Genomic DNA, 19598 nt, shown 5'->3' on the forward strand with positions numbered 1-19598 from the left:
CCTATAAATATAAAAAAGGCACTCTTGTTATGAACATTTTCCCCTCGCTGTGGGCGCGGGTATTCGTCGCCGCCCTGGCCGTTACCGCCGTACCTGCAAGCTTTGCCAAGACACCGGCCGATCAGCTGATCGTCGGCATGAGCATGATCAACCTGCTGTCCCTCGACCCGGCGGCGGCCACCGGCCTGGACGTGTCGGAGATCAACGCCAACCTCTATGACATGTTGCTGGTGCAGGACGTCGCCCAGCCGGATCGCCTGGTACCGGCGCTGGCCGAGCGCTGGCAGGTCAGTGATGACCGCAAGACCCTGACGTTCAACCTGCGCACCGGCGTGAAATTCCAGTCCGGCAATGACCTGAGTGCCGAAGACGTTGCCTGGTCGTTGCAGCGTGTGCTCAAGCTCAACCTGGCGCTGGCTTCCACCTGGAAGGCCTACGGCTTTACCGCCGAGAACGTCGAGCGCTACATGCGTGCCACGGATGCCGCGACCTTCGTGATCGAACTGCCTCGGCCGACCGACCCGCTGTTGGTGCTCAATACGTTGGCGACGTCGCCGAGTGCGTTCATCCTCGATCGCAAAAAAGTTCTCGAACACCAGAAAAACAACGACATGGGCGCCGCCTGGCTGGTGACTCACGCCGCCGGCAGCGGTGCGTTTGTGCTCAATGACTGGCGCGCCAACGACGTGATCCTGATGACCCGTTTCGATGGGTACTGGGGCGGTCCGGCCAAGCTCAAACGTATCGTCATGCGCAACATGACCGAGTCGCAGTCGCTGCGCCTGATGATCGAACGCGGCGACCTGGACATCGCCAAAGGTATGTCCGCGCCGGACATCGAAGCCCTGCAGAAAAGCGACAAGGTCCGCACCCAGACCTTGCAGCGCGGCACGCTGTACTACGTAGCCCTGAGTGTGAAGCAACCGATGTTTGCCGATGCGCGCGTGCGCAAGGCCGTGCGTGCGCTGATCGATTACCAGGGCATCAACCAGACCGTCATGCCCCATTACGGCGTGATCAACCAACGGCCGCTGCCGCTGGGCCTGGCCGCGCGCCTGCCGGATCCGGGTTACACGCTCAACGTCAAGCAGGCCAAGGCCTGGCTGGCCGAGGCCGGTTACCCGAACGGTTTCAAGACCACCATCCGCGTGCTCGCCGAACCGCCGTTTATCAACATTGCCTCCAACCTGCAGTCGACCCTGGCCCAAGCCGGTATCGATGCCAGCATCATCACCGGCACGGGCAACCAGATCTACGGCGCGATGCGTGAGCGCAGCTTCGACATCATCGTCGGCCGCGGCGGTGGCGGCGCGGAACGGCATCCGCACTCCAGCCTGCGCACGCTGGTGTACAACCCGGATAACCGCGATGAAGCCAAACTCACCAACTTCCAGGGCTGGCGCACGTCCTTCTACAGCCCTGAGCTGAACCAGCTGATTGAGCGCGCGGAAGTCGAGCCTGACACAGGCAAGCAACTGGCCCAATACCGCGACATCCAGGAGCAGGTCGATCAGCAGGTCGGGGCCATTTTGCCGGTCTCGCAAATGACCGACACCGTGGTGGTGTACGACGACGTGGCCGACTTCCAGGGCCATACCGCCGCGACCACGCGCTACAAAGACGTCTACAAGAAGCGCTGACCGATTATCAGGAGCTCACTATGTTTGTTATGACTGCCTCTGTCATGGGCGCTCGCGCGTCCAACACAGCCCGGCGTGCCGGTACGGTGCTGGTGACCTTGCTCGGCCTGCTGGCCCTGACGTTCATCATCGGCCGGGTCATGCCGCTCGACCCCGTGCTGGCGGTAGTCGGGCCGGATGCCGACAGTTCCACCTACGATCAGGTGTACCGGTCGATGGGCCTGGACAAGCCGATCTGGACCCAATTCGGTCTTTACCTCAACGACCTGCTCCACGGTGACTTCGGCAATGCGCTGTTGACCGGCCACCCGGTGCTCGACGACATCCTGCGCGTATTCCCCGCGACGATCGAACTGGCCACCCTGGCGATCCTGTTCGGCGTGCTGATCGGCTTGCCGCTGGGCGTCTGTGCGGCCAGCAACCAGGGTCGTCTCGGCGATCACGTGGCGCGGGTGATCACCTTGTTCGGCTACTCCACACCGATTTTCTGGCTGGGCATGATGGGGCTGCTGGTGTTCTACGCCTGGCTCGGCTGGGCCGGTGGAGCGGGGCGCATCGACCTGGCCTATGACGGCATGGTGCCCGAGGTCACCGGCCTGCTGCTGATCGACTCGACCCTGGCACGTGACTGGGATGCCTTCGCCAGCGCCCTGCGCCACATCGTGTTGCCGGCGCTGATCCTGGGCCTGAATTCGGTGGCGTATATCAGCCGCATGACCCGCAGCTTCATGCTCGAGCAGCTGTCCCAGGAGTACATCATCACCGCGCGGGTCAAGGGCCTTTCCCGTCGCCAGGTGGTGTGGGGGCATGCGTTTCGCAACATCCTCGTGCAATTGCTGACGGTGGTTGCGCTGGCCTACGGCTCGTTGCTGGAGGGCGCGGTGCTGATCGAAACCGTGTTTGCCTGGCCGGGGTTCGGTCAGTACCTGACCAGCAGCCTGATGCTCGGCGACATGAACGCGGTGATGGGCTGCGTGCTGGTGATCGGCTTGATTTTCGTCGCGCTCAACCTGATCAGCGACGCCTTGTACAAGGTATTCGACCCCCGTACCCGTTAACGCACTGCGCCGTACCGATAAAACTATAAAAAGAAGGATTTTTGTATGAAGACGGTATTTTCAACACTGCACCTTGGCCTGTTGACGGCGATACTCGCCCTTGGGCCGATGACAACGGCCAGCGCCAAGACCCCCGCCGATCAATTGATCGTCGGCATGAGCATGGTCAACCTGTTTTCCATCGACCCGGCCAATGCGCCCGGCCTGGATGCCTCCGGCGTCAACGCCAACCTCTACGACACGCTGATCAAGCGCGACCAGGGCAACCCGGAAAAACACCTGCCGCAATTGGCCGAACGCTGGGACATCAGCGAAGACGGCAAGCAGGTGACCTTTCATCTGCGTCAGGATGTGAAATTCCATTCGGGCCACCCGCTGACCGCCGAGGACGTGGCGTGGTCGCTGTACCGGGTGATGAAGCTCAATTTCGGCCTGGCCACCACCTGGAAGGCCTACGGCTACAGCGTCGAGAATATCCAATCGCTGATCCGCGCCACGGACACCCACACCTTGGTCATCGACCTGCCGCAGACCATGGACCCGCTGCTGCTGGTGGACTCCCTGGCGATCTCGCCGAGCGCCGTGGTAGTGGACCGCAAGACGGCCCTGGCGCATGAAAAAAACGGCGACCTCGGCGCCGGCTGGCTGGTGACGAACGAGGCGGGCAGTGGCCCCTTCGTGCTGACCAAATGGAGCGCCAACGATTCGCTGCTGCTGACCCGATTCGACGGTTACTGGGGCGGCGCGGCCAAGCTCAAGCGCGTGGTGGTGCGGCACATGACCGAATCCCAATCCTTGCGCCTGATGCTTGAACGCGGCGACCTCGACCTGGCCTACGGCATGGCAGCGCCCGACATTCGCGCCATCGACGGCTCGGACAAGATCCAGGTGCAATCATTGCCGCGCGGCACCATGTACTACGTGGCGATGAGCATGAAGCAACCCGAGTTTGCCAAGACTCAGGTGCGTGAAGCCGTGCGCAACCTGATCGACTACAAGGGCCTTGATGAACAAGTGATGCCGTATTACGGCAAGCTCAATCAGCAGCCGATGCAGTTGGGGCTGGAAGCGCGCTTGCCGGATCCGGGCTATCACATGGATGTGGCCAAGGCGAAAAAGCTGCTCGCCGAGGCGGGTTACCCCGACGGTTTCAACACTACTATTCGCACGCTGTCGGAGCCACCGTTCATCGACATCGCCGCGCGCCTGCAAGCGACCCTGGCCGAAGGTGGGATCAAGGCCAGTATCGTCACCGGCACCGGCAACCAGGTCTACGGCGCCATGCGTGCGCGCAATTTCGAGATCATCGTGGCCCGTGGCGCCGAGCGCTATCCGCATCCGTATTTCAGCCTGCGCACCTTCGCCTACAACCCCAACAACAGCGATGACGCTGGCTTGCCGAACTTCCAGGGCTGGCGCGCTTCATTCTTCAATCCGCAGCTCAACAGCCTGATCGACCAGGCGGGCGTAACGCGCGATTCGGCACAGCGGGTCAGCCTGTATCACCAGGCGCAGACGCTCTATGACCAGCAGGTGGGGCCGATCCTGATGATCTCGCAGATGACCGATACCGTGGTCAGCGCTGCCGACGTCAAGGGTTTCAGCGGTGACGATGCCGAGGCCACCCGTTACCTGGGTGTCTACAAGCAGCGTTGAGTGGGGCTGCGGCCCTTCAGAATTCACACAGAGAAGATGCTTATGAATGCCAATCTGTCTTCCATCGACACGGCGGCGAAGCGGCCGGTGGATCGCTCGCCGGGCTCCAGCTTCGATGCCTTCTGCAAGAGCGGCCTGCGGGTGCTGCGTCACCTGTTGCGTAACCCCATGACCCTGGCGGGCCTGCTGGTTGCGCTGCTATTGGTGGTGGTCGCGGCCTTTGCGCCGTGGATCGCCACCCATGACCCGGTCGCGCAAAACCTCGCCACTGCTTTGCAGGCGCCGGGCTCGGCGCACTGGTTCGGCACCGACGAATATGGCCGGGATATTTTCAGTCGGCTGGTCTATGGCTCGCGCATCACGCTGTACATCATTGCGCTGGTAACCGTGATCGTCGGTCCCATCGGGCTGTTTATCGGCACCGTCTCGGGCTACTTCGGCGGGGCGGTCGACACCGTGTTCATGCGCCTGACCGACATCTTTATTTCCTTCCCCAGCCTGGTCCTGGCGCTGGCCTTTATTGCCGCCCTGGGCCCTGGCCTGGAGCATGCGGTGGTGGCGATTGCCTTGACTTCATGGCCACCGATTGCGCGGCTCGCGCGGGCCGAAACCCTGTCCCTGCGCAACGCTGACTTTGTCGTCGCCGTGGAACTGCAAGGAGCGTCGCCGGCGCGGATTATCCTGCGCCATATCGTGCCGATGTGCCTGTCCTCGGTGATCATCCGCCTGACCATGAACATGGCCGGGATCATCCTCACCGCCGCCGCGTTGGGCTTCCTCGGCCTGGGGGCCCAGGCGCCGCTGCCGGAGTGGGGCGCGATGATCTCCACCGGGCGCCGCTACATGCTCGAGTGCTGGTGGCTGGTGGCGGTGCCTGGGGCGGCGATCATGTTGGTCAGCCTGGCCTTCAACCTGTTGGGCGATGGCCTGCGGGACATCCTTGATCCGCGCAGCGAATAATCGGAGAACACTTTATGTCCGCCATCAAACTGAATGTCGAAGGGCTTAATGTGCGCTTCGTCAATGGCCAGAAAGAAACCCACGCCGTGCGCGATGTGTCCTTTACCTTGGGGCGGGAGAAACTGGCGATTGTCGGTGAGTCCGGCTCAGGCAAGTCCACCGTCGGGCGCAGCCTGCTCAAGCTGCATCCGCCCAGCGCCAGAATCACCGCCAAGGCCATGGCGTTTGGCGAGGTCGATCTGCTCTCGGCCAGTGAAAAGGCGATGCAGAAGATTCGCGGCCAGCGCATCTCGATGATCATGCAAGACCCCAAGTACTCGCTGAACCCGGTGGTCAAGGTGGGCGACCAGATTGCCGAAGCCTACCTGGCCCACCACAAGGCCAGTCGCAGTGATGCGCGCGAGCGGGTCATGCAGATGCTCGAGCAGGTGCATATCCGCGATCCGAAGCGGGTCTACAACCTGTACCCCCACGAGGTGTCCGGCGGTATGGGCCAGCGCATCATGATCGCGATGATGGTGATCACGCGTCCGGAAGTGATCATTGCCGATGAGCCCACGTCGGCGCTGGATGTCTCGGTGCGCCAGCAAGTGCTCAGCGTGCTGGAAGAACTGGTGGACCAGCAGCAGATGGGGCTGATTTTTGTCAGTCACGACCTCAATCTGGTGCGCAACTACTGTGACCGCGTGTTGGTGATGTACGCCGGGCGCGTCGTCGAATCCCTGGCTGCCTGCGACCTGCAATACGCCGAGCATCCCTACACCCGTGGCCTGCTGGCCGCGCTGCCGAGCATGGATAACCGTCGCGTGCACCTGCCGGTGCTCAAGCGCGATCCACTTTGGCTGACTCAATAAGGAACCTGACCATGCCCATGATCCAAGCGCACGCCTTGAACCTGAGTTTCGGCACAGGCGCTGCCATCAACCAGGTGCTGCACGATGTGAGCCTGAGTGTCGCCGACGGCGAATCGTTCGGCCTGGTGGGGGAGTCCGGTTCGGGCAAGACCACCGTACTGCGCTGCCTGGCCGGGCAATACCGGCATTGGAACGGGGAGCTGAGCATCGCCGGCGCGCCGTTGCAGCACAAGATTCCCAAGGAGCATTTTCGCAAAGTGCAGATGGTCTTCCAGGACCCCTACGGCTCCCTGCACCCCAGGCACACCATCGACACCGCCCTGCGTGAGCCGCTGATTATCCACGGGGTAGGGGACAAGGACGACCGGATCAACGAGATCCTGCTCAAGGTCGGCCTGAACGACAGCTTCCGCTTCCGCTATCCGCATCAGTTGTCCGGTGGGCAGCGCCAGCGCGTGGCCATTGCGCGCGCATTGATCCTTGAGCCCCGCGTGCTGTTGCTGGATGAGCCGACCTCGGCCCTGGATGTGTCGGTCCAGGCCGAGATCCTCAACTTGCTGGCGGACCTGCGCCAGCGCGAGAAACTCACCTATCTGCTGGTCACCCATGATCTGGGGGTGGTCACTCACTTGTGCGACCGGGTGGCGGTGATGCAGCACGGCAGGATCGTCGAATTGCTCGACTGCCAGGCCTTGAGTCAGGACCAGGCCGTGCACGACTACACGCGCATGCTGGTGCAGGCCAGCCGTGACTTCAGTCAGGAGTCTGTAGGGCGTAAGGTCGGCTGATTTCTATAGTCATCGTATGACTATGATTTATTGATGATGCCTGACTCCATGTTTTATGCACGCAACACTATGGTTTTATTGACTAAATAATAATGGCGCAAACAAAAGCGCTTAGAGGCTAGCTAACGTCCCTCTACAGTTGTACGATGACGTACCTCTTTAGGTATCCCCTTTATTTTTCGATTTGAGGTTTGCGAACATGACGCCACAAGAACTAAAAACAGTCCTGTCTTCCGGCTTGCTCTCGTTCCCGGTTACCGACTTTGACGCGGCCGGTGACTTCCGTGCCGACACCTATGCCCGCCGCCTGGAATGGCTGGCACCCTACGGCGCCAGCGCGTTGTTCGCGGCGGGGGGCACCGGGGAATTCTTCTCCCTGGAATCCAAGGAATACACGCAGATCATCAAGACTGCCGTGGACACCTGCAAAGGCCAGGTGCCCATCCTCGCCGGTGCCGGTGGCCCTACACGCCAGGCCATCGCCTATGCCCAGGAGGCCGAGCGCCTCGGTGCCGCCGGTATTCTGCTGATGCCTCACTACCTCACCGAAGCCAGCCAGAAAGGCCTGGTGGCCCATGTTGAGCAGGTGTGCAACTCGGTGGATTTCGGCGTGGTGGTGTACAACCGCAACCTGTGCCGTCTCAACGCCGACAGCCTGGAACAGTTGGCCGAGCGCTGCCCGAACCTGATCGGTTTCAAGGACGGCATCGGTGAAGTCGAATCCATGGTGTCGATCCGTCGCCGCCTCGGCGACCGCCTGACCTACCTCGGCGGGCTGCCGACCGCCGAAGTCTATGCCGCGGCCTACAAGGCCCTGGGCGTGCCGGTGTATTCCTCGGCGGTGTTCAACTTCATCCCGAAAACCGCGATGGATTTCTACCGCGCGGTGGCCGCCGACGACCACGCCACCGTGGGCCGCTTGATCGATGATTTCTTCCTGCCGTACCTGGCGATCCGCAACCGCTGCGAAGGTTATGGCGTGAGTATCGTCAAGGCCGGTGCACGACTGGTAGGCCACGACGCCGGCCCCGTGCGTGCGCCGTTGACCGACTTGTTGCCTGAAGAAGTGGAGCAATTGGACGTGCTGATCAAGGCGCTGGGCGCCCAGTAAGCTCCTTGTAGGAGCGAGCTTGCTCGCGAAAAACCCACAGACGACTCGGGCCACCCGGTAACGCTGTGTTTTCGTTGACGAGTTTCGCGGGCAAGCCCGCTCCTACAGCCGTCTTATCAACTACCTCGAAGAATCCGGGCGGCAGAGGTAGCGCCCCTCGGTGTGAATACCGGCAAAAACAAGGAGAACAACATGCCGTATCAACCCTCGAAAAAAAGACCGGTGCGTTGCGCGCTGGCCCTGGTGGTCCTCGGTTGCAGCCCGCTGTCATGGGCCCTGCAAGCCCCGTCAAAACTGCAAGTACCGACGCTGGCCTTTGATGACCGGCAAATCATCCTGGTGTGGGAAAAGCCTGCCGATCACGCCGACATCAAGGATTACCGGGTCTACGCCAATGGCACGCTGCTGGGCAGCGCCAATGCCAACAATGACCAGGTGTCACCGGCCAAACCCTACATCGACCGGTTTTATCGGCAAGACACCGCCAACTTCCACCATCGCATCGGCATTCACAGCTTCACCGCCCAGGGCCTGAAGCCCGACACCGCGTATCGCTTCACCGTGCGCTCTGTGGATGGCAACGGCAAGGAGTCCGCCGACAGCGCCCCGGTGCTGCAGCGCACCACCCAGGTTGCGGCGGTATTTGACGTGAAAAAATACGGCGCCAAAGGCGATGGCAGCCATCTCGATACCCAAGCGATTCAGAACGCCATCGATGCCTGCAGCGTCGGTTGCAAAGTCTTGCTGCCTCAAGGCACCTACAAAAGCGGCGCGCTCTACCTCAAGAGCAACATGACCCTGGAGATCGCCGAAGGCGCGACCTTGCTCGGCTCCGAGCGCGCCGAAGATTACCCGCTGGCCGGCTACATCCAGTACCCGTATTCCACCACCGTGCGCCCGGCCTCGCTGATCAACGCGTTGCCCCGCGACCCGCGCCGGCACCAGTCATTCGAAAACATCCGCATCGTCGGCAAGGGCACCCTCGACGGCAATGGCTGGAAGCGCAACGCCGATGTCGTCGACGAACGTGGCCAGGCACTGCCGTTCTACCTGCCCAGCGACAATACCCGCTATGCCCAGGACGGCATCCTGGCCAAGGCGCAGGTGGAACAGGCCGTGGCGCGCGGCATGAACGTCAAGGATGCCTACGGGCAGATGCGCTCCTCACTGATTACCCTGCGCAATGTGAAGAACGTGTTCTACGGCGGCTTCACCGTGGTGAACCCGGCGTTCCACGGCATCATGAACCTGGAGACCGAGAACGTGGTGCTGGCCAACACCACCCACAAGACCTACGACGCCAACAACGGCGACGGCATCGAGTTCGCCAACAGCAAGGGGGCGATGGTGTTCAACAACTTCTTCGACACCGGCGATGACTGCGTGAACTTCGCTGCCGGCACCGGTGCCGATGCCGTGCACCAGCCGCCGCAGGAAGACGCGTGGATCTTCAACAACTACTTCCGCAAGGGCCATGGCATGGTGGTCGCCGGCAGCCATACCGGCGCCTGGATCCAGAACATCCTGGCCGAAGACAACGTGTCGGACGGCACTGATGCCGGGTTGCGCATGAAGAGCACCAACTTCATGGGCGGCGGCGCGCGCAACGTGACATTCCGCGACTCGGCGATCCGCAACACCGTCAAGCAGGCGTTCATTTTTACCCTCGACTACAACGACCCGAACGCCAAGCTCGACTATCAGCGCTCAACGATAGCGGGGCAGTTCAAGGACATTCGGGTGAGCGACGTGAGCGTCGAGAATGCCCAAGGGGCGGCGATCGAGGTCAAGGGTGATGCCTTGCACAACGCCTACCATCAGGGCCTGGTGTTCGAGCGTGTGCGCTTTCGCGGCGCAGCCAAGGCGCGTATTGATGGACTGAAAGACTCACGCTTCGACCACGTGGTCTTCAGCCAGACCGGCGGTGCCAATCCATGGCAGGTCAGCGGTAGCCAAGGGCTGGTGTTCAAGGATGTGGAGCCGGCGCCGTAAGCGTAAACGTTATGGCGAATGGACCCTTGTAGCGGGCTTGCCCCGCGCTGGGCTGCGCAGCCGCCCCAATAAGAACGCTGCGGTGTGCCAGACAGTTCCGGGGCTGTGTTTTGGGGCTGCTACGCAGCCCAGCGCGGGGCAAGCCCGCTCGCCACAGGTACGGTGTTCGCTCTTAACTGAACGGTCCGCTCACCACTGCGGAATCTATTGCGTCCTGCGTTAATAGACCTGCGGCACGATGATTTCCACCGGCGTCGGGCTGCGCGAGTAGTCCTCCTGCCTGACCCGTTGCGGCAGCTCGATCACCGGCAGTTCCACTTCCTCATAAAGCATCTGCCCGAGCAGGTGGTGGATGCAGTTGAGTCGGGCTTTCTTTTTATCATCGGCCTGCACCACCCACCATGGCGCTTCGGCGATGTGGGTGCGCTCGAGCATGACTTCCTTGGCCTTGGTGTAAGCCTCCCAGCGCCGACGCGACTCCAGGTCCATGGGGCTGAGTTTCCATTGCTTGAGCGGGTCATGAATGCGGCTGAGAAAGCGCAGGTGCTGTTCCTGGTCGGAAATGGAGAACCAGTACTTGATCAACTGAATGCCGGAGCGGGCGAGCATGCGTTCGAACTCCGGCACGGTGCGGAAGAATTCCTCGTACTGGTCTTCGTTGCAAAAGCCCATGACTTGTTCGACGCCGGCGCGGTTGTACCAGCTGCGGTCGAACAGCACGATTTCACCGGCGGCCGGCAGGTGCGAGACATAACGCTGGAAGTACCACTGCGTCTGTTCGCGGTCGTTGGGGGCGGGCAGGGCGGCGACGCGGCAGACCCGCGGGTTGAGGCGCTGGGTAATGCGCTTGATCACACCGCCTTTGCCGGCGGCATCGCGGCCCTCGAACAGGATCACCACTTTGGCGCCGGTCTTGACCACCCAGCTTTGCAGCTTCACCAGTTCGCCTTGCAGGCGAAACAGCTCACTGAAATAAATCCTGCGCGCGGCCTTTTCCGGGCTTTCCTCGACGTGCTCATCGAACAACGCATTCAGGTCGTGCCCGTCTTCGGACAATTCCAGTTCCAGCTCTTCATCACTGTGATCCAGCAGCTCTCGGTGGATGCGCTGGATCAAGGCGTCGTCTACTGCAGACATGGGAGGCACTCGCGTCGTGGGGGGGGAGATGGCAAAGTCTTAGTCGCATTTTGTTACCAACCAATTACATCGAAATGCATGGCAGTGGCGCAAAGGCGGGACGAAATAGCGGTTTGCCACTCAATTTTCATAAAAGCGTAACAAAGCTGCTGCAAAGTGCCGGGAGCCCGTAATCACAAGGATTTCCCTGAATGAAACGTCTGATGAAGTCTGCTGCACTCGCCGTTGCGGTTTCTCTAAGTGCCACCTCGGTATTTGCTGCCGAGAACGTCCGTCTGACAGGTTCTGGCGCCAGCTTCCCGGCGCCGATCTACCTCACCTGGTTCAAGGATTTCAGCAAGAAGACCGAAGGCGTCACGGTTGACTACCAGTCCAAAGGCAGTGGCGCGGGTGTACAGGACTTCCTGAACAAAACCGTGGACTTCGCCGCCAGTGACTCGGCCATGAAGGACGAAGACATCGCCAAGGTCGCCGAAGGCGTGCAGTTGCTGCCGATGACCGCAGGCGAAATCGTGCTGGCGTTCAACCTGCCGGGCAATCCTAAAGAACTCAAGTTGCCACGCGATGTGTACTCCAACATCTTCCTGGGCAAGATCACCAAGTGGAACGATCCGCAGATCGTCGCCGCCAACCCTGGCCTGAAACTGCCGGACATGCCGATCACCGTGGTCGTGCGTGCAGACTCCAGCGGTACCACTGCCGTGTTTACCAAGCACTTGGCGGCCATCAACCCACAGTTCCAGAAGGACTTGGGTGAAGGCAACACCGTTAACTGGCCAGCCAGCGACAAATTCATCAAATCGCCCAAGAACGATGGTGTGACCGCCACCGTGCGCCAGACACCAGGCGCGATTGGCTACATCGAATACGGCTTCGCCAAGCTGGCCAAGGTTGACTTTGCCCAGCTGCAAAACAAGGCTGGCAAGTACGTGGTACCTAACGCCGAAAGCGGTGCCGAAGCACTGGCGGCGGTGAAGATGCCGGAAAGCCTGGTGGCCTGGCTGCCGGACCCGGACGGTGCCAAGTCCTACCCGATCACCTCCTACACCTGGATGATCTTCCGCAAGGACAACGGCAACCCGGCCAAGGCCAAGGCCATGCGTGAAATGGTCGAGTACAGCCTGACCGAAGGTCAGAAAATCGCCGACTCGATGGGCTATATCCCGCTGCCGCCATCGGTGGTCGATCAGGTTCGCAAAGCGTCTGCCAACATCCAGTAACGCTCGTGAGGCCTCTCTCGGCGGGTGCTGTCAGCCTTGCCGGGAGAGTTACCCCCCTGTTCCGGAATTAGCCAATGAACACACCGTTTGTCGTACCGGGTAACCCGGATTCTGCCTGCCAGCCACCTTCTACGAAGGACTTCCTGGTTGACCGCACCTTCCGTGCGCTTGCGCGAATAGGCGTGGTTCTGGTGCTGGCGTTGGTGTTTGCCCTGGTGTTCGAAGTCGGCCGCAAGGCCCTGCCAGGCATGGAAAAGCACGGGTTTGACGTGCTGCTCGGCAGCGTCTGGGATGTCAACCAAGGCAAGTACGGCATTCTGCCGGCCATCTGGGGCACGCTGTACAGTGCCTTTATCGCGTTGCTGATCGCAGGTGTTTTCGGCGTCAGCATGGCGATTTTTCTCACCCAGGATTTTTTGCCGGCGAAGCTGGCGGCGGTGTTTCGTACCATCGTCGAACTGCTCGCGGCCATCCCCAGCGTCGTTTACGGCCTCTGGGGCATTTACGTGGTCATCCCGGCTATTCGGCCGTTGACCGCATGGTTGAACACTGAACTTGGCTGGATCCCCTTTTTCGGCACGTCCCTGAGCGGCCCGGGGTTGCTCCCGGCGGCGCTGGTACTGGCCATCATGATTCTGCCGACTATCGCCGCCGTGTCGCAGGATGCGCTCACCGCCGTGCCGATGAAAACCAAGCAAGCCGCCTACGGCATGGGTACCACCCACTGGGAAGCGATTCTCAAGGTGATGGTGCCGTCCGCCGCCACCGGCATCTTCGGTTCCCTGGTGCTGGGCCTGGGCCGCGCGCTCGGTGAAACCATGGCCCTGGCCATGCTGGTGGGCAACGCCAACAACATCTCGCTGTCGCTGTTCGCACCGGCCAACACCCTGGCAGCCTTGCTGGCGCTGAACTTCCCTGAAGCCGGGCCGAACGAGATCGAAGTATTGATGTACGCCGCACTGGTGCTGATGTTGATCACGCTGATCGTGAACATCTTCGGCTCCATGATCATGATGTACGCCCAACGGGGTAATAAGTGATGACTGATCTCACTGCTGCAACCGACCTGACGTCCCCTGCAGGCGCACTGCCCAGCCTGCAGCGCCGGTTCGAAGGCCGTGCCCTGCGCAGCCTGGTGTTGACCACCCTGGTCTGGGCGGGCGCGCTGCTGGCCAGCGTACCGCTGATTTCCGTGCTCTACATGCTCATCACCCGCGGCGGCGCGCGCCTGAGCCTTGAAGTGTTCACCGAGCTGCCACCCACCGGTTTCGAGACCGGCGGCGGTTTCGGCAACGCGATGGCCGGTACCTTCGTGATGGTCGGCATTGCCGCTGCCATCGCCGTGCCGGTCGGCATCATGGCGGCGATCTTCCTCGCCGAACTGGGCCCGGACAGCAAGCTGGCGAACGCTGCACGTTTTGCCGCGAAGATGCTCACCGGCCTACCTTCCATCCTGGCTGGTGTATTCGCCTACGCCCTGGTGGTAATGACCACCGGCACCTACTCGGCCCCGGCCGGTGGTGTGGCACTGGCGGTACTGATGCTGCCGATCGTGGTGCTGACGGCTGAAGAGTCGATGCGCATGGTGCCCAAGATCATGAAGGACGCCGCCTACGGCATGGGCTGCACCCGCTCCCAAGTGATCTGGAAAATCGTCCTGCCCACCGGCCTGCCGGCAATCCTCACCGGCGTGATGCTCGCCGTGGCCCGCGCCGCAGGCGAAACCGCGCCGCTGTTGTTTACCGCGCTGTTCAGCAACTACTGGATCTACCACGACGGCAGCCTGGCGGTGATGAATCCGACGGCCTCGCTGGCTGTGTTGATCTACAACTTCTCCGGCATGCCCTTCGACAACCAGCTTGAACTCGCATGGGCGGCGTCGCTGGTACTGGTAATGATCGTGCTGGTCGTGAATATCGTGAGCCGTATCTTCGGCAAGCCAAAGTATTGAAAACGGGAGCATCTGAATCTTGAACGTATCAACTGCGCAAATAGCCGCTCCGTTTGTCACCCAGGCGCCTGTGGTCATGGACTGCAAGCTGGACAAGATCTTCTACGGCAACTTCATGGCCGTGCGTGACAGCCATGTGCCGATCGAAAAGAACAAGATCACCGGCTTCATCGGGCCTTCCGGCTGCGGTAAAAGTACCGTGCTGCGTAGCCTCAACCGCATGAACGACCTGGTCAAGGGCTTCCGTTTCGAGGGCCATGTGCACTTCCTCGGCCAGGACGTCTATGGCAAGGGTGTGGACCCGGTGGTCGTGCGCCGCTATATCGGCATGGTGTTCCAGCAGCCGAACCCGTTCTCGATGAGCATCTTCGACAACGTCGCTTTCGGCCTGCGCCTGAACCGCTACAAAGGCGACCTGGGCGACCGCGTCAAGCACGCCCTGCAAGGCGCTGCGCTATGGGATGAGGTCAAGGACAAGCTCAAGGTCAGCGGCCTGTCGCTGTCCGGTGGCCAGCAACAACGCCTGTGCATCGCCCGCGCCATCGCCACCGAGCCGGAAGTGCTGTTGCTCGATGAACCCTGCTCGGCGCTTGACCCGATCGCCACGCGCCGGGTCGAGGAATTGATGGTCGAGCTGAAGAAGGACTACACCATCGCCCTGGTGACCCACAACATGCAGCAGGCCATCCGTGTGGCCGACACCACGGCGTTTTTCTCGGTGGATATTTCCCAGGGCACGCGCACCGGCTACCTGGTGGAGATGGGCCCGACGGCGCAGATCTTCGAGAACCCGCGTGAACAAATGACCGGGGACTACATCAGCGGCAAGTTCAGCTGATGCCCCTGCGGGAGCTCGGATGCTCCCGTATTTTCAACTGCTTATGGGAATGCCAATGCCTGCAACACGACGCCTTGATTTGCCCGCGATTGAACGCGCACTGCGTGAGGTGCAACAGCGCTTCGCCGAGCTCAGCCGGGACTTTACCGAGCCGCGCGATCCGTTGACCGACGAAGTGCTGCACAACGTGCTTGAAGGCTACGCGCTGATTGATGACTATGTGGCGCGGGGCGTCGACCTGTTTGACCTTCAGCAACTGAACCTGATGCTGGAGATCAACGCCACCGTACTCTGTGGCAGCGACCCGGCGCGCCGCCTGGAATACGCCCAGCACCTGGCGGCGACCGAAGAACACTTCTTCAACAACGTCGAGGGCGGCATCAAGGACTTGTACAACTGGTACTGCGCGTACCGCAGTGAATCAGTCTGGAAGCGTGCAGCCGGGGTGTATGTACGCATCCTCAGCAAGCCGCAGTTGTTCATTGAAGGCAACAACCGCAGTGGCTCCCTGATCGTCAGCTATTTGCTGATGCGTGCAGGCTTGCCGCCGTTCGTGCTGACGCTGGAGAACGCCGAGGGCTATTTCAACCCCTCGTCGGTCATCCGCAACTCAGCCAAACATGGAGTCAAGGCGTTGTACGAATTGCCCAAGATCAAGAAAAAATACGCCGCCTTCCTGGAAGAACAGGCGCCGGATCCGATGAAGTTTTTTCTTAAAGACCAGTCCTTGCCCGTCTATCAAGGAGGCCATTGATGAGCGGTTATCCCCTGTTAGCCAGGGCAGGGCAGGCGCTCCAGCGCGTGCTCCCGATGCAGCTGGTCAAGCGGCCGCGCATCCGCATTTCGTTCGATATCGACGACACGTTGGCTTGCCAGCTCCACCACTGTGACGTCGAGCCGAGCCGGCTGCCGGCCTGCGTGCACCGTTGGCTGGGTGAGCCCTTGCGGATCGGCACACGGTCCCTGACCCGCGAACTACGCCGCCAGGGCTGCAGCATCTGGGTTTACACCTCGTCCGGTCGCACGCCGTCGTATATCCGCCGCTGGCTGATGCTCTACGGCATCCGCGTCGACGGTGTGGTCAACAGCGTCCTGCACAACCATGCGCTGACGGCGCACGGCCTGTCGAACGCACCCTCTAAATTCCCGCCGGCCTTCGACATCGACCTGCATGTGGATGACTCCGAAGGCGTGCGCAGTGAAGGCCATGACCACGGTTTTCGCGTGGTAGTGGTGGACCCCCAAGACGAGAACTGGGCACAGCGGGTGCTGGATGCCGTCGCCCAGGTTCAGGCGCAGCTTGTTCGACAGCAGCCGGTCCGGCACAAAACAACAACACAGGGTGCGCGGAGGTTTTTTCTGCCTGAGGCACTCTGAAGCCCCGTGCAAAGGCCACCCTCGGCGGACTCTACGCCGCTGCGCGACGACCGTAGCCCAAGTCGGCCACCTCAGTCGGAGCGTTCAGCTTCCATATCGCGCCGAATGCGCATCAGGTCCTGATAGGCCTCGGTGCGCTTAGCGTCCGCCACCTGTTTTGCCTCGGTAAAACGCAACCACGCGCCGGCATCAGCCAGGCTGCTGCCAATGATGGCGTAGGCCTGCGTTTCCAGGCGGTCTGCCTCGTAGAACAGCTCGGTGTTCCTGGCCAGCTCTGCTTCCCAGTCGGTTTGTTTCGACGCTTCACGCATGTTTGCTGCCATGGCCTTCACCCCAAGGTCGTCATGTGCGAGCGAAGAGTGCAGGGGCCTGATCAAGGCCGCCGGGGTCGTAGCTCGCGTAGGAGCGACACAAGCCGTTCTCGTGTCTGATAGGTCCTTCAGTGTTGATGGATAAACGTGGGGGTTCGTTCAAATTAGTTCGAGGTGCGGGCCGCACCCTTGGCTCGATCTATGTGATACCGGCAGCAGGCTTGGTGCTGGTACTGGGCGTCTACCGGTTTATCTCCGAAGGCGGCGCACTGATCAATGTGATCGGCAACGGCGTGGCCACCCTGTTCATTGCCCGCTGGGATGGGGCGCTGGACCGTTAGCCACTCAAGCGGGAGTTGGGGGAGGTCGCAGAAAGCCTTGGTCAATCGGCCGGTTTGGCTGTGCCCAGCACGCGATTCAACTCGCCAGCGACAGCGATGAGTTGTTGTTCCAGTGCTTCAACCTCAGAAAGGCTAATGCCATTGTTGATAACTTGCAGGGTTTTAGCCCGCTTCTTTGGGGCGGGCGCCAGATTGTGTGCTTGTTGCGAAATCAACGCCTGACGCAACAGATTGTTGATCACGGTTTGATAGCCCGTACCGGCGCTTTCTGCGCGTTCACGGGCGGCATCGATTACCGCATCGTCAAGCATGATGGTGATGCGGGTCTTGCCCTTGTTGCTGGCGACAGCACCGCGTTTGCTGTGGGTGAAATCGTATTCGTCTTTCATTGTTCAAGCCTCCAGATAACGGCGCCGTTCATTTTTTGATGCGAGCCTGGCGCTGATAACGCGTACGAAATTCGGATCGCGGCAAGTGTATGTCACTACCAAAATTCGTCCCCTCGCGTCAGTGCCCATGGTCACCCAGCGCTCTTCATCGTGATCGTGGTCTTGTATCGTCAGGGCGATCTCATCGTTGAACACCGGTTCTGCGTCCGCCAGGCTTATGCCCTTGTGCTTCTGCTGATTGGCGATGTTTTTTGCCTCATCGTATTGAATCCTGAACGTCTTCATTATGCATACTTTATATGTATGAAAAAGCGGTTGAAGGAACCGTCAGTCAGGAAGATGGCCAGCCATAAATAGCGGTAGTGTGAATTTGCCATGTTCCGCTCGATCAGTTGGGTCTCGATCTTGCTGAGGTTGCCAACATATTTCCGTGCGTAATGGTTAATCCGTTACGTATAAAGATTCTGTTTTGATTGTCGGAAGAGGCGAGCTTGAATAGGCGAGTAATCGGATAGGTCAACGTGCACGAGGCCGGGTCAATACTAAGTTTGTGCGCATTGCCCCTTTATTCCCCGGCATGCTCAGGTTACTGACCACGCCGGGGAAAGTGCCGCGAGAGCGACCTTCAACGCATATGCAAAATAATCGGACTGCTGCTGGCCGGGTCGGTATGCCCGCGCAGCTTGCCGACGGCCTTGGCGTCGACCGCCTCCCCGTGGTTGCCCCAGGTGCTGCGCACGTAGGTCAGCACTTGGGCGATTTCCTCATCGGAGAGTTGCTCACGAAACGCCGGCATGCGGTAGGCGTCCGGGACGCCGGCGGCCACTACCCGTTGTGAACCGTTGAGGGTGATGTTGATCGCCGAGGCGCTTTCCTTGGCCAATGCCGAGGTGGCGCCGGCCAGGGGTGGCATCCATTCGGGTTGGCCCTTGCCGTCAAGGCCATGGCAGGAGGCGCAGCGGGTCGCGTAGGTGTGGGCGCCGGGGGCGTCCTGGCGTGTATCGGCGGCCGCGTACTGCCAGGCTGTGCCGTCACGCTGTGGGTCGCCGGGCAGTGACTTGAGGTAACGGGCGATGGCGGCCAGGTCGGCGTCTTCCATGAACTGCGTGGAGTTGTTGAAGGCTTCGGTCATCGAGCCGTAGACCACCGCATGGGCGTTGCGCCCGGTCTTGAGGAACTGCACGATCTGCGCCTCGCTCCACCGCCCCAGACCGGTGTTCGGGTCCTGGCGCAGGCTCGGTGCGTACCAGCCGTCGAGCAGAGCGCCGGCGAGGAACGGCTTGCCGGACTCGTCCAGGGCTTTTTCGTTGAATGCCAGGCCGCGCGGTGTGTGGCAACTGCCGCAGTGGCCAGGGCCTTGGACGATGTAGGCGCCACGGTTCCACAGCGCGTCCTGGTTGGGGTTGGCCGCGTAAGTGGCGGTCGGCGCGAAGAGGCCGTTCCACAGTGCGATGGGCCAGCGCAGATTGAGCGGCCAGGGAATGTCGCTGGGGATGTTGGGCTCGTTGGCCGGTTGTATGCCTTTCATGAAGAACGCATACATCGCGCGTATATCGTCGTCGCTGAGCTTGGCGTAAGACGGGTAGGGCATCGCCGGGTAGAGCCGGCGGCCGCCCGGAGCTACACCGTGGCGCACCGCACGGTCGAAGTCGGCGAGGCTGTAGGTGCCGATACCGTGGGTGCGGTCCGGGGTGATGTTGGTGGCGTGAATGGCGCCCAGCGGCGTGGCCATTACCAGGCCTCCCGCGAACGGCGCCTTGCCAGGCAGGCTGTGGCAGGCAACGCAGTCGCTGAGGCGGGCGACATACTCGCCGCGACTGACCTGTGCGGGGTCGACGCTGGCGGCCTGTTCCTGCTCAAACGGGGTGGCGGGCTGGCGGGTGACATACCAGGCCAGCACGCCGGCGGCGACCAGGCAGGGCAGCACCAGCCAGCCTGCGGTTCTTGCGAATCGACGGTTGTTCATGGGCGGTCT

General features: G+C 61.3%; 19 protein-coding genes and 1 pseudogene. 15 read left to right on the plus strand and 5 right to left on the minus strand.

Annotated elements, in window-relative coordinates; translation table 11 throughout:
• Positions 1-29: 29 nt before the first annotated feature.
• The 8 genes from ACHPFG_RS11695 (at position 30) to ACHPFG_RS11730 (ending at position 10059) form a co-directional block, all read left to right on the plus strand.
• Entirely contained in the window at positions 30-1640 is a 1611-nt protein-coding gene (locus tag ACHPFG_RS11695; RefSeq protein WP_145337174.1) for an ABC transporter substrate-binding protein, read from the plus strand.
• 20 nt (positions 1641-1660) lie between these two features.
• Entirely contained in the window at positions 1661-2698 is a 1038-nt protein-coding gene (locus tag ACHPFG_RS11700) for an ABC transporter permease (RefSeq protein WP_027603508.1), read from the plus strand.
• 45 nt (positions 2699-2743) lie between these two features.
• Entirely contained in the window at positions 2744-4354 is a 1611-nt protein-coding gene (locus ACHPFG_RS11705; protein ID WP_431702562.1) for an ABC transporter substrate-binding protein, read from the plus strand.
• A gap of 42 nt (positions 4355-4396) precedes the next feature.
• A complete protein-coding gene (locus ACHPFG_RS11710; protein ID WP_027603510.1) occupies positions 4397-5314 on the plus strand; it encodes an ABC transporter permease in 918 nt (305 codons plus the stop codon).
• Between the two features lie 14 nt (positions 5315-5328).
• Positions 5329-6168: an ABC transporter ATP-binding protein gene (locus ACHPFG_RS11715; RefSeq protein ID WP_431702564.1), complete on the plus strand. Its 840-nt coding sequence runs from the start codon at positions 5329-5331 to the stop codon at positions 6166-6168.
• 11 nt (positions 6169-6179) lie between these two features.
• Positions 6180-6956 carry an ABC transporter ATP-binding protein gene (locus ACHPFG_RS11720; RefSeq protein ID WP_053139627.1) on the plus strand — a complete coding sequence of 259 codons (777 nt, stop codon included), beginning with the start codon at positions 6180-6182 and terminating at the stop codon, positions 6954-6956.
• Between the two features lie 199 nt (positions 6957-7155).
• Positions 7156-8067, plus strand: a complete 912-nt coding sequence (kdgD, locus tag ACHPFG_RS11725; protein ID WP_339451002.1) for a 5-dehydro-4-deoxyglucarate dehydratase — start codon at positions 7156-7158, stop codon at positions 8065-8067.
• A gap of 192 nt (positions 8068-8259) precedes the next feature.
• Positions 8260-10059: a glycosyl hydrolase family 28 protein gene (locus tag ACHPFG_RS11730; RefSeq protein ID WP_431702567.1), complete on the plus strand. Its 1800-nt coding sequence runs from the start codon at positions 8260-8262 to the stop codon at positions 10057-10059.
• A gap of 219 nt (positions 10060-10278) precedes the next feature.
• Here the strand turns inward: ACHPFG_RS11730 and ppk2 are convergent, their stop codons facing one another.
• Entirely contained in the window at positions 10279-11196 is a 918-nt protein-coding gene (gene ppk2 / locus ACHPFG_RS11735) for a polyphosphate kinase 2 (protein ID WP_431702569.1), read from the minus strand.
• 191 nt (positions 11197-11387) lie between these two features.
• Between ppk2 and pstS the strand changes: the two genes are divergently transcribed.
• The 6 genes from pstS to ACHPFG_RS11765 all read left to right on the plus strand — a co-directional run bounded on the left by pstS (position 11388) and on the right by ACHPFG_RS11765 (position 16582).
• Positions 11388-12416, plus strand: a complete 1029-nt coding sequence (pstS, locus tag ACHPFG_RS11740) for a phosphate ABC transporter substrate-binding protein PstS (RefSeq protein WP_431702571.1) — start codon at positions 11388-11390, stop codon at positions 12414-12416.
• A 74-nt stretch (positions 12417-12490) separates the two neighbouring features.
• The gene (gene pstC, locus ACHPFG_RS11745; protein ID WP_053139617.1) at positions 12491-13456 is read left to right on the plus strand and encodes a phosphate ABC transporter permease subunit PstC; all 966 of its coding nucleotides are present in this window, start codon (positions 12491-12493) and stop codon (positions 13454-13456) included.
• Positions 13456-14367, plus strand: coding sequence for a phosphate ABC transporter permease PstA (gene pstA / locus ACHPFG_RS11750; RefSeq protein WP_131698826.1), 912 nt, complete (start codon positions 13456-13458; stop codon positions 14365-14367). The genes pstC and pstA overlap by 1 nt, the downstream gene beginning before the upstream one ends.
• 76 nt (positions 14368-14443) lie before the next feature.
• Positions 14444-15205, plus strand: coding sequence for a phosphate ABC transporter ATP-binding protein PstB (gene pstB / locus ACHPFG_RS11755; RefSeq protein ID WP_010210300.1), 762 nt, complete (start codon positions 14444-14446; stop codon positions 15203-15205).
• Between the two features lie 55 nt (positions 15206-15260).
• Positions 15261-15959, plus strand: coding sequence for a hypothetical protein (locus tag ACHPFG_RS11760; protein ID WP_131698825.1), 699 nt, complete (start codon positions 15261-15263; stop codon positions 15957-15959).
• The gene (locus ACHPFG_RS11765) at positions 15959-16582 is read left to right on the plus strand and encodes a hypothetical protein (RefSeq protein WP_431702574.1); all 624 of its coding nucleotides are present in this window, start codon (positions 15959-15961) and stop codon (positions 16580-16582) included. Before ACHPFG_RS11760 ends, ACHPFG_RS11765 begins: the two co-directional genes overlap by 1 nt.
• A 71-nt stretch (positions 16583-16653) precedes the next feature.
• On the opposite strand, the gene ACHPFG_RS11770 is transcribed toward ACHPFG_RS11765, so the two are convergent.
• A complete protein-coding gene (locus ACHPFG_RS11770) occupies positions 16654-16905 on the minus strand; it encodes a hypothetical protein (RefSeq protein WP_145337183.1) in 252 nt (83 codons plus the stop codon).
• Between the two features lie 170 nt (positions 16906-17075).
• Between ACHPFG_RS11770 and ACHPFG_RS11775 the strand changes: the two are divergent.
• Positions 17076-17234, plus strand: a pseudogene (locus ACHPFG_RS11775) (C4-dicarboxylate transporter DctA); the annotation flags it as partial.
• A gap of 41 nt (positions 17235-17275) precedes the next feature.
• Here the strand turns inward: ACHPFG_RS11775 and ACHPFG_RS11780 are convergent.
• From ACHPFG_RS11780 to ACHPFG_RS11790, 3 genes are all read right to left on the minus strand, one after another.
• Positions 17276-17623: a BrnA antitoxin family protein gene (locus ACHPFG_RS11780; RefSeq protein ID WP_027603523.1), complete on the minus strand. Its 348-nt coding sequence runs from the start codon at positions 17621-17623 to the stop codon at positions 17276-17278.
• A gap of 3 nt (positions 17624-17626) precedes the next feature.
• The gene (locus tag ACHPFG_RS11785; RefSeq protein WP_431702576.1) at positions 17627-17908 is read right to left on the minus strand and encodes a BrnT family toxin; all 282 of its coding nucleotides are present in this window, start codon (positions 17906-17908) and stop codon (positions 17627-17629) included.
• Positions 17909-18248: 340 nt separating this feature from the next.
• The gene (locus ACHPFG_RS11790; protein ID WP_431702578.1) at positions 18249-19589 is read right to left on the minus strand and encodes a c-type cytochrome; all 1341 of its coding nucleotides are present in this window, start codon (positions 19587-19589) and stop codon (positions 18249-18251) included.
• Positions 19590-19598 lie beyond the last annotated feature (9 nt).

This window comes from Pseudomonas sp. BR20 (genome assembly GCF_050780135.1).
In the GTDB taxonomy this organism is placed as follows: Bacteria; Pseudomonadota; Gammaproteobacteria; order Pseudomonadales; family Pseudomonadaceae; genus Aquipseudomonas.

Excerpts from the sequence above, each read along its gene's own strand:
- ACHPFG_RS11780 (WP_027603523.1), bottom strand. The coding sequence starts at position 17,623 with ATGAAAGACGAATACGATTTCACCCACAGCAAACGCGGTGCTGTCGCC.
- ACHPFG_RS11705 (WP_431702562.1), top strand. The coding sequence starts at position 2,744 with ATGAAGACGGTATTTTCAACACTGCACCTTGGCCTGTTGACGGCGATA.
- ACHPFG_RS11710 (WP_027603510.1), top strand. The coding sequence starts at position 4,397 with ATGAATGCCAATCTGTCTTCCATCGACACGGCGGCGAAGCGGCCGGTG.
- pstA (WP_131698826.1), top strand. The coding sequence starts at position 13,456 with ATGACTGATCTCACTGCTGCAACCGACCTGACGTCCCCTGCAGGCGCA.
- ACHPFG_RS11695 (WP_145337174.1), top strand. The coding sequence starts at position 30 with ATGAACATTTTCCCCTCGCTGTGGGCGCGGGTATTCGTCGCCGCCCTG.
- ACHPFG_RS11790 (WP_431702578.1), bottom strand. The coding sequence starts at position 19,589 with ATGAACAACCGTCGATTCGCAAGAACCGCAGGCTGGCTGGTGCTGCCC.
- ACHPFG_RS11715 (WP_431702564.1), top strand. The coding sequence starts at position 5,329 with ATGTCCGCCATCAAACTGAATGTCGAAGGGCTTAATGTGCGCTTCGTC.
- ACHPFG_RS11760 (WP_131698825.1), top strand. The coding sequence starts at position 15,261 with ATGCCTGCAACACGACGCCTTGATTTGCCCGCGATTGAACGCGCACTG.
- ACHPFG_RS11700 (WP_027603508.1), top strand. The coding sequence starts at position 1,661 with ATGTTTGTTATGACTGCCTCTGTCATGGGCGCTCGCGCGTCCAACACA.
- pstS (WP_431702571.1), top strand. The coding sequence starts at position 11,388 with ATGAAACGTCTGATGAAGTCTGCTGCACTCGCCGTTGCGGTTTCTCTA.
- ACHPFG_RS11720 (WP_053139627.1), top strand. The coding sequence starts at position 6,180 with ATGCCCATGATCCAAGCGCACGCCTTGAACCTGAGTTTCGGCACAGGC.
- ACHPFG_RS11770 (WP_145337183.1), bottom strand. The coding sequence starts at position 16,905 with ATGGCAGCAAACATGCGTGAAGCGTCGAAACAAACCGACTGGGAAGCA.
- ACHPFG_RS11785 (WP_431702576.1), bottom strand. The coding sequence starts at position 17,908 with ATGAAGACGTTCAGGATTCAATACGATGAGGCAAAAAACATCGCCAAT.
- pstB (WP_010210300.1), top strand. The coding sequence starts at position 14,444 with ATGGACTGCAAGCTGGACAAGATCTTCTACGGCAACTTCATGGCCGTG.
- ACHPFG_RS11730 (WP_431702567.1), top strand. The coding sequence starts at position 8,260 with ATGCCGTATCAACCCTCGAAAAAAAGACCGGTGCGTTGCGCGCTGGCC.
- kdgD (WP_339451002.1), top strand. The coding sequence starts at position 7,156 with ATGACGCCACAAGAACTAAAAACAGTCCTGTCTTCCGGCTTGCTCTCG.
- ACHPFG_RS11765 (WP_431702574.1), top strand. The coding sequence starts at position 15,959 with ATGAGCGGTTATCCCCTGTTAGCCAGGGCAGGGCAGGCGCTCCAGCGC.
- ppk2 (WP_431702569.1), bottom strand. The coding sequence starts at position 11,196 with ATGTCTGCAGTAGACGACGCCTTGATCCAGCGCATCCACCGAGAGCTG.
- pstC (WP_053139617.1), top strand. The coding sequence starts at position 12,491 with ATGAACACACCGTTTGTCGTACCGGGTAACCCGGATTCTGCCTGCCAG.